This window comes from Aquimarina sp. AU58 (assembly GCF_900312745.1).
GTDB classification, from domain to species: domain Bacteria; phylum Bacteroidota; class Bacteroidia; order Flavobacteriales; family Flavobacteriaceae; genus Aquimarina; species Aquimarina spinulae.
Genome location: NZ_OMPD01000014.1, coordinates 1,534,164 through 1,548,694, shown reverse-complemented (window position 1 = coordinate 1,548,694; position 14,531 = coordinate 1,534,164). Strand labels below are relative to the sequence as shown.

Below are 14,531 nucleotides of genomic sequence, written 5' to 3'. Positions count from 1 at the left end.
ATTTTACAAAAACTATGCAAAAAAGGGTTTCATACAAGAAAACGTATTCTATTTATTTTTTCTTACTGTACTCATTAGGTGTACAATGATACATTTCTTTAAAACACTTACTAAAATATGCATGATCATTAAAACCAACACTATATCCTACTTGAGATACATTAATATCGGATTTTTTAAGTAATTGTGCCGCTAATTTTAGGCGTTGAGAACGAATAAATTCTGAAGCAGACAACCCTGTTAATGCCTTCAACTTTCTGTGCAGTTGCATACGACTCATACCTAATGCCTGACTAAACAGTGCTATCGAAAAAGAAGATTCTACCAAATTTTCGTCCAATACCTTTTGCATACGGCTTAAAAACTGTTCTTCTACAGAGGTTATAGTTACATCTTTTGGTCTTAAAATAACTTCCTGACTGTATCGCGATTGTAATTTTTTGCGAACTTCTATCAGTTTGTTTATACGTTCTTTTAGTACGCCTTCATGAAATGGTTTAGTGATATAATCATCTGCACCTGTCTTTATGCCTTCTAATTTGTTTTCATCTCCTGCTTTTGCAGTTAATAGAACAATAGGGATATGACTAGTACGCTCATCACTTTTTAATGCATTACATAGCTCAACACCATTTTTTACTGGCATCATAATATCACTAATAATAATATCTGGGATATGCACTATGGCTTGTTCAATCCCTTCCTTTCCATTTTTGGCTTTTACGATGGTATAATGTTTTGTAAATATCTGTTCTACATAACTTCGAATATCATCATTATCATCTACAATGAGTAAAATGGGCAAATCTTCATTTGTTTTATCTGCTTCTACAGTCTGTTCTTCTTTATATTCACTAGCAGAATTACCCATTTCATTTCTGGAAATAGCAATAGAATCATCTATAAATTCTTTTTTAGAAAAAGATTTTTTAGCGATAGGTAATGTTACAGTGAAGACTGTCCATTCATTAGGAATGCTTTCTACACTTATAGTTCCTTTATGCAACGAGACCAATTCCTTTACCAAAGCCAAACCAATACCAATTCCTTCTTTGTTTTCGTTAATCTGATAAAATCGTTCAAAAACTTTGACTTCTTCTTCTTTGGTAAGCCCTTTACCTGTATTCTTTACCACAAAGTGTAATTCATTTTCTTTTACCGTAGCATTGCATACCATAGATCCCTTGTTTGGTGTATACTTTATGGCATTAGATACCAGATTTACAACTACCTTTTCTACTATATCCTTATCAAACCATGTTATAGTCTGGGTTTTATTTATATACGTGAGGTAGTTAATCTTTTTTTCTGTGGCCAAATATGTAAAACTATCGGCTATACTCCCTATAAAAGAGATTACGTCTTGTTGACTTATCTTAAGCTTTAAATTTCCTGTTTCTATTTTCGAAAGGTCTAAAAGTTGATCTACCAGAGAAAGTAACTTATGTGAGTTTCGTTGCGCCATTTCAAAATTGGCACGTTCAATCGGATCAAGTTTTTCTTTTTTAAGTTGTTGTTGAATAGGTCCCGAAATTAAGGTAAGAGGTGTACGAAATTCATGAGAAATATTAGCGAAGAATTTAGATTTTGCTTTATCTAATTCTTGTAATTTTTTGGTAGTTTTTCTAAACATACTATACCTCCCTAATAAGTATATTGCAATTAAGAGAAAAAAAACACAACTACCGATAAAATATATAGATTGATAAAAAGGTTGATGAACAATGAATACTAATTCTCGTATTGCTAACACATTTTTATCTTCATCAAATGCTTGAATAGTCAAATTCTTTTTGCCAGCAGTCAGATCAAAAAGACTTAGCACATTTTGTGTTTTTATAGGAATCCATTTTTCCGAATTTAATCGGTATTTATACGCTATAGAATCTAAAACATAAGGCTTAGAAATAGAAAAATCTAATACTACATTTCGTTCTCCTTCTTTAAGATCTATAGTAGAATAACCCTCGATAGAAGGTCTGCTTTTTAAAACATTATTAGCGACAAAACTGCTTATATCAATGCTATGATTAAAATGCTGAGTGGTTTTAACCACAGGCTGGGTAGAACGAAATATTCTTCCTCGTTTCGACGCCCATACAAATCCGCTTCTATCTAAGTTTAAGAAAACACCATCTTTCATAGGTTCTGGTGTTTCTAACCACTCATATTTTTTTGTATGCCTATTGTAAAGCGCATTTCCCAAATTAACTACATTAACCAGTAACGTACTATCGTTTAAGGGAATTGCCGATCGAATAACATTATCAGCACGACTCCATTTCTCATGTACTTTGGTTTCAAAACGTGAAAACTGCTTGGTTTCTACATTAAACTCTACCATTCCTAAACCATGAGTAGGCATTAAAAATACATTATCATAGCGTATTATATCATGAAAATTATGAGGATAGATATATGGAGCATCTTTAATCTGGTAATGCTCTATGTGATCGTTTTTGATGTTGATTTTATAAAAACCATCAGGTAATGCCACCCAAATGATATTATTTTTTGCGTTTACAAAAAAAGATTCTACAGCATGTGAGCTATTACGATGATGAATATCAATCCCGTTGGTTAAATACTTCTTTAAAACAATATTTGATTTTTTATCTACGATATAGATTCCATTAGAAGTACCTATATATAATGTATCGGCTATTGATTTCAATTGCAAAATGAAATTTCGCCAATTAGGAAGATGTAACGGTTCTTCTAAAAATATTTTTTCTGAAGTACGTTTTTCTAGATTTATCTTATACAATCCTTTACGTTCTCCATACCAAATAATATCATTATCAATCAAAAATCTTGTTCCAGCCTGGTTCCCTACATCCAGATTATGAAAACGAGACAAAAAACTAGTCACATTTACAGCAGAATATCCATTATACCGATATAAACCATCTTCTATAAGTGACCAAATAATCCCTTCTTCATCTTCATAAAATACATCAATATTTTCCCATGCCTGAAGCCCATCATCAGAAGTGATAATTATTTCTTCAAATACAACTTTTGTCGGATTTACTACAGATTCCTGAGCCCAACATAAGTAAGAAGAGGTAAGAAATAACAAAAAAATGTAAGAGAAATTTTTGATACTAAAGATAAATTTAAGTTGTACAAACGGTTATAATCAAAATTACAATGATACATTATTTTCATTAGCATCATTATACCATATGTAACCAATATTGTTACATAATTTATAGCATTGCTATCTGTTAAAGTACGAAAAGTTTATTTCACTTTTAGAAAGAAAATCAAAAGAAATAGGCTGTTTACATTTCAAAAAACACCCCTAACAAAAGGGGTACCTCCCCCTATTTCTTAATGTTACATAATTCATAGTCTTTGTTACATACCTTATAACGATCCTCTTTTACATATTCTAGCTTTACACAATCAAGTCTAAAAACAAAGTCTGATTCATTGATCGATATGCAGGCATGAATAAAAAAAGAAAGATTTACAAAGGACACCTCAATCATTCTCCTACAAATAGTATATACCTAAATATAACCCATTTAGAAAACGGAATCTATACATTAAAAATCACACATAAAAACAAAATCATTAAGGAAGTAAAATTCAAAAAATAAGAGAACATTCTTAACACGGGTAACAATATTCATTGCCTAATGATATAAAGATGTAAAACTCTAAAAGTAAAGAAATGAAAACAAAAAAAATCAATGTACTATTATTAATCATCCTTACAGTCACCCATTTTTCATGTGACTTAGATGATGACAATATTACTCCTATACGAGGAGGAGAAGAACTTTCTTTAACCTTTACAGTACAGACCGAAGAAGATCAAATGGGTGAATTTGCAGGAGTTGCAATGGCTATTTTTGATGGAAAAATTTATGCTGTCGGAGGTTACAATTCATATGGTAGTTCTGGACCTTATTTTCTTTGGTCTAGCAATAACGGTATTGATTGGGCTACCATTCCTCTTTCTAGCACTACACCAGCAAGCTTTACATCTTTTCGTTCGGGGGCTACATTAACTACGTTTAATGGTCAGCTTTGGCTTATAGGCGGTAAAGACATTGCAGATGTTCCTTATACCAATATATGGCATTCAACAGATGGGATTTCCTGGAGTGAATTATCACCTCCTTTTGGAGCTTTATCGGCTCATGAAACCTTGGTATATAACAGTAAAATGTATGTGACAAAAGGTAATCGCACAACTAACCAAACCGAGGTATGGTCAACAGCAAATGGTTTAAACTGGATACAAGAAACCGATAATGCGTTCCCTGGAAGAGCAGGACAAAAAGGTGTTGTTTTTAATGATACAATGTATCTATTAGGAGGAGAAGATATAGCCGCCAACAAAGTAAATGAAATATGGACCAGTACCAATGGTAGTTTATGGACAGAAGTTAGCCCTACTACGCTGTTTTCAGAAAGAAATGCACATTCTGCAACAGTTTACAACGATAAAGTATGGGTCATTGCTGGTAAAGATAACCTTACCGAGTTTAATAACGAGATATGGTATTCATCAGATATGATGACCTGGACCAGCTATGAAGGCCCCAGACCAGGAAGAGAAGGTATCAATAGTTACACAGCATTAGTATTTAATGATGAGATATGGCTTTTTGGAGGCAATCAATCCGATGGTACAGGAGGCTCCCGAAGAACCGGTGAAATACGAAGCTTAAAAGAAGATTAAGGACTTCTTGATCAAAAAAATGAAGCTGAAGAGTAGAATTTATTAAAATCTAAATCTTAAAAAAATGAAAACATCAAAATCTATTTTATATACATTTTTATTATCGCTATCGATTGCCATATTCTTGTCTTGTTCAAACGACGACAACAATCCTGGGATAGACCCTAATCAAGAAATCATATTAGCAACATTTGATTATTCTAACCTTAGTGTAAACAGTTTGCCTAATATGATCATAGCTAACAATGCAGAAGGCGAAATTTTAACCAGTGTAGAAACCAACAAAATACCAGGGATTTACACGCTAACCGCAAAAGGATATGCCTCAAATAGTTTTATGCTTACTACCCTTTTAGAAACAGATAGTTATAAAGGTCTAATCACTATCAAAGATGTACCTGTGGGTAGTAGTGCAATTGCTCCTAATTACCGCCCCACTAGAAACGGTAGCATAAAGTTCACTCTAAATCTAACAGGGGCTACTCAAATCAGGCTTTCTGTTTATGGACTAAAAAACAGAACTGTTACCGATGGAACAGATCCCCTAACCAGTGCTCCTACCAAAACCTATGCATATAATAAAGAAGGTTCTGCTGATAAAATTTTTCTAAAAATAAAGTATAAACCAAATGATGTAGATCCGGTGGTTTATGGATATACATGGATCGATAATTATAAAGAAATTGAAAATAGAGATTTAGGTTTTGCAGATTTCACCATAGTACCTACACGCTCTATAACGTTAAATGATACTTCAGATGATAATTACGCTGATCTTTCTGCTATTTATGACACCAACAGATATGTTAATCTCGAAAGTAATTTTCCTCAACATATGGAAATCACTGATGGCTTTGAGTATTACTTAACAAGCTATGGAGCATCATATCCTGATGGAGTACGACATAGCAAAGCAATTAAAACTAATATTTTACCTGAAATAGTATCTGTTACAAAACCAAACTGGGATTTTTCATACACCTCTACATCAAACAGTCTACAAGTACAACCATCCGGCATTTATTTATGTACCAATATCGAAACTCAAATTATAAATCCCGCCGCCAAAAACCTTTTTTGGGACATTACCATTCCGAATAATGGTACAAATAAAGTAACACTTCCACAGCTACCAGAAAGTCTCTCTGATTATACCAATTATTTTGAAGACACTTCTCGTTTCGAAGAGAATTATGTGAATTTGATCAATTTACCTAACAATTTCAATTATGCAGATTACATACAAGATGCAATAGATCGAACCTATGAACTGGTGGAGCAAAATGGAGAATCTATTAGAATTCGGTTTAATCCATAAAACCATCATGACACATATCAAAAAAATGAAATACAAACAGATAAAACATATCGCTTTTTTAATTGCTGTACTGGTACTCACATCGGTTTCTGCTCAAAACAACAATTGTAGTAAATTTTATGCTAGCGAGAAAGGTAAAGAACTAATCATTCATCAATATAATAAAAAGGAACGTCTCTCTACCATAACCGAATTTAAGGTAACCGATGTAAAAAACACAACTACTCAAAGTGTTATTACTATTGCTATGCATCTAAAAAATGGCAAGAACAATAAATCAATTGTCACCTCATCATTTAAAGCCAATTGTTCGGGAAAAACGACTCGTTTAGATCCCGAAACTTTTATTGCCCCTGGTATACTTGATCAATATAATGACATGGAATATAGTATTACGGGAGATGACATCTCTTTCCCCAATAGTTTATCTATTGGTCAGGAATTACCTAATGCATCTGTACACATGTCTGTAAATGCGGGAATCATGAACATAAATATGACCACCAATATGCAAAACAGAAAAGTAATTGCAAAAGAGCAAGTTACTACCCCTGCAGGAACTTTTGATTGCTATGTAATTACCTATACCAACGAGTTAACCATGGGAATGACCACGATACAACACACTAAACAATGGATAGCAGAAGGTGTGGGTATGGTAAAAGAAGAAACACGCAAAGCAAACGGAAAACTAATCACAAAAAGCATCTTATATCAAATTAACTAAAATTAAATCATTATGAAAAAAGTAGCCACATTAATCGTATCATTCATTTTTATAGTTTCATCCCAGGCACAAGACTCTGGATTTGACGCCAAAACAAAGGGGAGTTTTATTGCTAACGGAAGTGTTAATGTTTATTTCACTACCCGAAAAAGAAATGATGACAAAGCAACCGCATTTACTACCAGAATAACGCCAAAAGTTGGATATTTTGTAATCGATAATCTTGCCGTTGGTCTCGAATTAGGCATTAATACAAACAAAGAAAAGCAAGATTCAGATTTTGGAGATATAGAAACGACCACTAATGGTTTTGGTATTGGACCTTTTGCACGTTATTACCTAGAAAACAACATCTATTTCGAAGGTCTTATTGGTATAGCAAGTTCTAAAACAACTAGCAATGGAGGATTGCTTGGCTCAACAGATATAAAATCAAATATTTTTGGTTTTAGAGTTGGGGCTGGTTACGCTTTTTTCCTCGGAAATCATGTCGCCATCGAACCTAGTGTAAGCTATTCCTGGGAAGATGTCAATCCTAAAGGTGCACCATCTGGTTACAAAGAAAGCTTGTCTTCTATTTTTCTGGGGATTGGTATTTCTGCTTTCTTTTAACCCGAATTATCAATCTTGTTTACCTTAAAGGATAAGATTAAATCAATATGTCACACTGAGCTTGTCGAAGTGATTCCAAATTTGTGTTTTCAAAAATCTTCGACAGGTTTCCTGAGTTTATCGAAGGACTCTGACCGACAACTAAAAACTTAACTAAACGACATTATCAATGGAAAACAAAGGGTACGTCTAAAAATAAAATTGATAGTAATCTATATGCCTAATACAACACTAACCTATACTAACATAACGTGAAGAATAGATAGGAAATTTTCGTCAATTTGAGTGCCAAATCTCTGATTTGATGTATCGAAAACAAGAAAATTTATAGCTAAAAAGTACTTCTCGATACTAAATTCTTACAGAATTTCGAAGTGACGTATCCTGCTCTTAAACAGTATTCACGTTAACATAGATTAAATTTTTTAAAAACGATAAAGTAAGAACACATGAAAACAATAAAAAACAGTATAGTGATATTGCTGGTACTAGTGCTAGCAAGTTGTAGTAGTGATGATAATGGCAACACACCTCCAGTAGTACCACCAGTAGCAACTCTAAGCAACATAAGCCCTACCAGTGGGCCAAAAACTACCATTGTAACCATTAACGGCAATAATTTTGGCGAAGATATCAGTAAAGTACACGTATTTTTTAATGACAAAGAAGGTACTGTACAATCAGTAAGCAACACCCAAATTAAAGCGGTAGTGCCGCCCAAAGCATATTCGGGTTTGGTAACCTTATCTGTAAATGGTACAACACTTACCGGCCCAGAATTCTCCTATATTATTACCGAGGTACATGTAAGTACTATAGCCGGTAGTACACTAGGATTTGCAGATGGACAAGGCATTTCTACCCAGTTTAATAGGCCTATTGGTATTGTAATAGATACAGATAATAATCTATACATAGCTGATTCTAACAATCACAAAATAAGAAAAATAACACCAGAAGAGGTGGTAAGCACATTGGCAGGTAGCACCTCAGGGTTTGCCGATGGTCAAAGTAGTGCAGCCCAGTTTTATGGCCCCAGTAGTATTGCAATAGATACAGATAATAATCTATACGTAACGGATACTCGTAATCATAAAATAAGAAAAATAACACCACAAGGAGTGGTAAGTACCTTGGCTGGTAATACTGAAGGTTTTGCAGATGGCCAAGGCAGTGTTGCCCAGTTTAATAGACCTTATGGTATTGCAATAGACACAGATAATAATTTATACATAGCCGATTCTTACAATCACAAAATAAGAAAAATAACACCACAAGGGGTGGTAAGTACCTTGGCTGGTAATACTGAAGGTTTTGCAGATGGCACTGGTACTATGGCCAAGTTTAGCTATCCTCTAGGTATTGCAATAGACCTAGATAGTAATCTGTATGTGACAGATTATGAAAATCAAAAAATAAGAAAAATAACACCGCAAGGGGTAGTGAGCACCATGGCAGGAAGTACCCAAGGTTTTGCAGACGGCATTGGTACTATAGCTCAGTTTAACTTTCCTTTAGGTATTACAATAGACACAGATAGTAATCTATACGTGGCGGATACTGAAAATCACAAAATAAGAAAAATAACACCGCAAGGAGTCGTTAGTACCCTGGCAGGAAGTACAGAAGGGTTTGCAGACGGCACAAGTACTTCGGCACAATTTACTTACCCATATGGAATTATAATAGATAGAGACCACATACTGTATGTTACAGATACCAGTAATCATAAAATTCGAAAAATCACGCAAGAATAAAGTAAGAACACATGAAAACAATAAAAAACAGTATAGTTCTATTGCTAGTATTAGTGCTAGTGAGTTGTAGTAGTGATGATAATGGCAATACACCACCAGTAGTAGTACCAGCAGCAACTCTAAGTAGTATAAGCCCTATCAGTGGTCCAAAAACTACTATTGTAACTATCAACGGCAATAATTTTGGTGAAGATATCAGTAAGGTACACGTATTTTTTAATGAAAAAGAAGGTACTACACAATCAGTAAATAATAACCAAATTAGGGCAATTGTACCCGCCAGAGCATTTACAGGCTTGGTAACCCTATCTGTAAATGGTACAACACTTACCGGCCCAGAATTTACTTATACTGTTACCGAAGTAAATGTAAGCACTATAGCAGGTAGTACTCAAGGTTATGCAGATGGAGCAGGTACCGTGGCCCAATTTAATAACCCTACTGGTATTACAGTAGATGCAGATGGCAATCTATATGTTGTAGACATACAGAACCATAAAATTAGAAAGATCACAACTCAAGGAGTAGTAAGTACCCTAGCTGGTAGTACACAAGGCAATACAGATGGAACCGGTACTATGACTCAATTTAATTTCCCTACAGATATTGCAATAGATACAGAAGGCAATCTATATGTGGCCGATACCTGGAATCACGCAATAAGAAAAATAACACCTCAAGGAGTAGTAAGCACTATCGCAGGAAGTACTCCTGGTTTTGCAGATGGGACTGGTACTATGGCTCAGTTTAATTTTCCTCATGGGCTTGTAACAGATGCTTTAGGAAATATATTTGTTGCTGATTCTGGGAACGAGAAAATAAGAAAGATTACACCACAAGGAGTAGTAAGTACCATAGCAGGTAGTACTACAGGTTATGCAGATGGAACTGGTAGTATGGCTCAATTTGATTTCCCTACAGGTATTGCAATAGATAAGAATGACACCCTATATATAGTAGAACGGGGCAATGATAAAGTACGAAAAATCACACCTCAAGGAGTAGTGAGCACTTTTGCAGGAAACACCTCTGGTTTTGCAGATGGCAATGGCACTGCAGCCCAATTTAACTCCCCTACAGGCATTATCGTCGATACAGCTGGAGTTATCTATGTTGCTGATAATGGGAATGACAAGATAAGAAAAATCACACCGCAAGGAGTAGTTACTACTCTGGTAGGAAGTACCTCTGGTTTTGCAGATGGCACAGCAGTATCTGCTCAATTTGATTCTCCCTTTGCTATAACAATAGACACCGATAATCATCTTTATGTTTCTGATTCTAGAAATCATAAAATTCGAAAAATAACACAAGAATGAAAACAATACAATTCATTGTAATCATCCTTGTTGCGAGTATGTGTATACGATGTAACAAGGATGACAATGCAAACACTATAGCGCCAGAAACAAAAATAATCGATGGATCATGGGAACATACCAGTGGAATTATTTTGGATGGGTCCATAAAATTTATAACAATTGATAAAGAAAAAGGAATATTAATCATGCTATTCGAAAATGAGTTAGGTTTTAGAGGTATCCAACAGTATAATGTTACAATTAATGAAAATAGCATCAATTTTGGAGCTACCACCGAAATTTCAGAATTTGGATATGTTTTAGAAAAAAATGAACTTAAAATCACTTTTCGTAGTAATGCTGCAACCTTTAAAAGATTAGACACTGACCTGGATCCAGATAATTGGGTGAAGCCGTTAACTATTTTGCAAAATGCTGCAGTACCTTTTAAAGATATTGATATCGCATTTGATGGAAGTTCAATTTTAGGGTATAGCGAAGAAGATGCTGGCATTCTAAAAATTAATCCTGAAACGCTAGCTATTGAATCGGTTATAGTAACAACATTAGCTCCTAAAAGTGTGGAAATTGAAAAATCTAACACCAATCCACTCCTTTTCCAGGCCAGTTCTGGATCAAACACTTTTCGGGCATCGTTTTATAATACTGGGGAAACATTCTATACCTCTATAAGCAATGGAGGTTCTATAACAGGATTAGCATCAGAAAAATCAGGGTATATCTGGGTTGCTACTGATAATGATGAATATATAAATCGTTATAAATCCAATGGCTCTTTAAGTCCCGGGGAGATAATACAACAAATTGATTTGAAGTTTAACTCAGTTAATGGTCTTGATTTTCAGGGTGGATATCTTTATGTAGCCGATGGGCAGTATTTATATAAATGCCAAATCGTTCCAGAATTTAAAGCAATCAAATCCTATAGAATACCCGGATATTCTATGAAAGGGGTTGCTTTTGACGGTACTAACTTCTGGTTCAATACCCAAGGAGAAGACAATGCTTTTTATTTGCTAAAATCTGACTTGACTTTATAGAATATAGAAATCATTAAAACTTTACATCATGAAAACAAAAAAATCAAAACTAAAGTCAATTCTTTTAGTGTTTACTATTCTTTTTACATATAGCTGCTGTTGCAATGGAGAAGATGGCGCGATTGGGCCCGTTGGTCCACTTCGATCTTTTACATATGATCTTTCTACAGTATCGGGAGCATTTCATAACCAATCTATACCAGAATTATCACAGGTAGTACTTGATAATGATGCGATTTTGGGATATCTAAAATTTAACGGAAGTATTAATTTATACCCTATACCAACTACTAAAACCCCATTAGGGATAGATATCAGAACCTTTATATCGTTGGAAAACTACTCTATGAATTTTTTTATACAAAATGAAACTACCACATTTTCTGTTACTGCCGGGCAACTTGAAGAACTAAGGATAGTAATCATAGCATCAACAAACATAAACGGTAAGCAGGATGATATCCTATCCAAATTAAAAGCAGAAGGAGTTGATATCAATGATTACTATGCTGTGATGAAACACTTTGGCAAATAAGAACTGCTATTATCAAGTAGCAGCGTATTATGACTTACCCCATTACCTATATAAAAAATCAAGGCTCATGTCTTGGTTTTTTTGATCAATAAACAGTGTCTTTTACACATTTTTAAGAAAAGAATGAAAATTACTTAGAGGTTGATTGATAATCAAGATGACCTGTTTGCCAAAAAGCGAATGAAAAAATATCTGCCATCTCTTCATTATATTTTTGATCAGAATCATTAACTCCATGTCCCGAGTTAAAATCAACCTTTAAAAGAATCGGTTTTGACGATCCATTAAACTCCTGGAGTTTGGCAATAAATTTCCCTGGATCCCAAGCTACCACTCGTTGATCTTTTATACCTGTAAGAAATAATGTTGCAGGATAATTCCCTCCTTTTTTGATATGTTGATATGCATCCATTTCAAGAAGTGCTTTAAACTCTATCGAATCTTTTATTGTTCCAAATTCTTTTATATTATTAGGGCCATTAACCTGAAACTCTGATCGCAATAAGTTAATCGATGGAACTACACCAATGGCTACCTTGAATAGGTCGGGGCGTTCTGTTATAGCTCTACCAACCATAATACCACCTGCGCTAATTCCATAAATTATGGTATGGTTAGATGATGTGTATTTCTCATTTATCATATACTCTGTACATGCAATTGCATCTTTCCATGTATTTTTCTTAGTAGTTTTAAATCCGGCTTTATGCCAAGCATCTCCTTTTTCACCACCGCCGCGAACGTGTGTAACTGCCAGTATCCCACCTTCTGATATCCATGTTAAAAAAGCAGTAGAAAAGAAAGGGGTATAAGAAGCTCCATATGAACCGTATCCTAATAGTATTGTAGGGTTTTTACTATTTAGCAATGTACTTTTTTTGTAAATAATAGACAATGGAACCTTTTTCCCGTCATAAGAAGAAACTTCTAGCTCCTTAACTACTATATCCCTATACTCTTCATAATTTACTGAAGGTGATAAATTAGCTTTTGTAAATGTTTCTTCTATTATATCATACTTATACAATCTATACGGAGAGGTCCATCCCTGTGTAGATACATAAAAATTTTCTCCGTATGAAGCTACAAAACTTTTACCAGAAGCTATAGGTAAGGTAATTTCTTTTTCAATACTATCGTTAATAACAAATAATCTTGATTCTACTCCATTTTTTAATGTTGTAAAAAACAGTCCTTCTTTTCTATATTCAAAATCCAAAATCGATCTGTCTTCTTTTTCTTTAACCAGGATTTCTGGGTTTTCAAAATCTGGATTTATAATTGATGTTTTGCAAATCTGAAAATTTGAAGCTCCTTTGGCTGTTAAGTATATTATCTCATCGTTTTCTATAACAAATAATTTGATCTTATCTGTTTTTTTAAATAAAGGTGTCCATATGAATTTTTGTTTTTTTATTTCTGTAGCTTTAGCATAGAAAGTATCTTCATATACATTTACACCGGCAATACTCGCGAATATATATTTTCCTTGGTTAGAGTGTCCTGAAACATAAGGAAAATCCTCACTTCTTATATCTATTTCGGGATTATTAGTTTTTGAAAATAGTTCTGTGATCGCCTTTGGATCTGTTCCTATTTCATAATACGCTGCAACAGTATTAAGATAAAAATTCTTATCATTTATATCTATTACTGGTAAGTATTGATAAATAAACCCAGAGTTATCATAAAGCCAATGTATCCCGTTTAATCCTGATGGGTCACAATTTGTTATTATTTTAGGAGAAATCACTTTTGTAGCAACATCCATTACTATTACTTCAGAAACTTCTTCTCCTTCTTTAGAAAGGCTAATTGCTATCTTTTTTCCATCCCAGCTTGGTTTAATATAATTAATAATATATGAATACCCTAAATCAGACTTATATTTTGTGGGGTCATAGAGTAATATTTCTTTTTCAGCATCGAATGATTTTTTATGATATAACATAAATACATTCTCCCCTGAATTTTGTTTTAAAAAAAAATACTCCCCTGCCGATGTTATTCTAGAACTTTTAACTTTATAATCACCTCTACTACTTGCTTTTTGCAATTTTTGTGCTAAATCATACTTTTTAGAAATTCTATTCAATACAGCTTGTGAATACTCTTGTTGTTTATGAAACCAATTGATAACTGTAGAGTCTTTTAAATTTTCAAGATTTCGATATGAGTCAATTATTGTCTCTCCAAAATATTCATCAACTATTTCTTTTTTAGGAGTTATTGGTGGGCCGTTAAGAATCTTACTCGTATTTTGACAAGACATCAATATCATAAAAATTAACGAGGGTAGTATTTTTTTATACATTACTTTATATCTCAAGGTTGACAATAGGTAACACTATATTTTTATGCGTTACATGGTGTATTAGTATTTGTTTCAGTAGGACAATCGGGTCTATGGCTTCTTACCCCAGTGCCGTCATCAATGATTATAATATCCTTCCCTCCTCTGATTAAAGAAATGTTCTTAATTTTAGTGATCCGTAATTTTTTAATTTCCAATTTACTGTTA

10 protein-coding genes are annotated in these 14,531 nt (G+C 33.8%); 8 read left to right on the top strand and 2 right to left on the bottom strand.

All coding sequences use genetic code 11. The features are described 5' to 3' along the window. Positions 1–52: 52 nt before the first annotated feature. Positions 53–3,082 carry a response regulator gene (locus DK441_RS18045; protein WP_109851924.1) on the bottom strand — a complete coding sequence of 1,010 codons (3,030 nt, stop codon included), beginning with the start codon at positions 3,080–3,082 and terminating at the stop codon, positions 53–55. A gap of 600 nt (positions 3,083–3,682) precedes the next feature. Here DK441_RS18045 and DK441_RS18040 point away from each other — a divergent pair. The 8 genes from DK441_RS18040 to DK441_RS18005 all read left to right on the top strand — a co-directional run bounded on the left by DK441_RS18040 (position 3,683) and on the right by DK441_RS18005 (position 12,010). Next, positions 3,683–4,699 (top strand): hypothetical protein, encoded by a 1,017-nt coding sequence (locus DK441_RS18040; protein ID WP_109851923.1) that lies wholly within the window; start codon positions 3,683–3,685, stop codon positions 4,697–4,699. Between the two features lie 64 nt (positions 4,700–4,763). Continuing rightward, positions 4,764–6,017: a hypothetical protein gene (locus DK441_RS18035; protein ID WP_109851922.1), complete on the top strand. Its 1,254-nt coding sequence runs from the start codon at positions 4,764–4,766 to the stop codon at positions 6,015–6,017. Between the two features lie 25 nt (positions 6,018–6,042). Further along, the gene (locus DK441_RS18030) at positions 6,043–6,744 is read left to right on the top strand and encodes a hypothetical protein (protein ID WP_160112162.1); all 702 of its coding nucleotides are present in this window, start codon (positions 6,043–6,045) and stop codon (positions 6,742–6,744) included. A gap of 12 nt (positions 6,745–6,756) precedes the next feature. Further along, entirely contained in the window at positions 6,757–7,356 is a 600-nt protein-coding gene (locus DK441_RS18025) for an autotransporter outer membrane beta-barrel domain-containing protein (RefSeq protein WP_109851920.1), read from the top strand. 449 nt (positions 7,357–7,805) lie between these two features. Beyond that, positions 7,806–9,113, top strand: a complete 1,308-nt coding sequence (locus DK441_RS18020; protein ID WP_109851919.1) for an IPT/TIG domain-containing protein — start codon at positions 7,806–7,808, stop codon at positions 9,111–9,113. A gap of 11 nt (positions 9,114–9,124) precedes the next feature. Beyond that, positions 9,125–10,432: an IPT/TIG domain-containing protein gene (locus DK441_RS18015; protein WP_160112161.1), complete on the top strand. Its 1,308-nt coding sequence runs from the start codon at positions 9,125–9,127 to the stop codon at positions 10,430–10,432. After that, positions 10,429–11,475 carry a hypothetical protein gene (locus DK441_RS18010; protein ID WP_160112160.1) on the top strand — a complete coding sequence of 349 codons (1,047 nt, stop codon included), beginning with the start codon at positions 10,429–10,431 and terminating at the stop codon, positions 11,473–11,475. The genes DK441_RS18015 and DK441_RS18010 overlap by 4 nt, the downstream gene beginning before the upstream one ends. Positions 11,476–11,503: 28 nt before the next feature. Continuing rightward, positions 11,504–12,010 (top strand): hypothetical protein, encoded by a 507-nt coding sequence (locus DK441_RS18005; protein WP_109851917.1) that lies wholly within the window; start codon positions 11,504–11,506, stop codon positions 12,008–12,010. 130 nt (positions 12,011–12,140) lie between these two features. On the opposite strand, the gene DK441_RS18000 is transcribed toward DK441_RS18005, so the two are convergent. Then, positions 12,141–14,324: a prolyl oligopeptidase family serine peptidase gene (locus DK441_RS18000; protein WP_109851916.1), complete on the bottom strand. Its 2,184-nt coding sequence runs from the start codon at positions 14,322–14,324 to the stop codon at positions 12,141–12,143. Positions 14,325–14,531 lie beyond the last annotated feature (207 nt).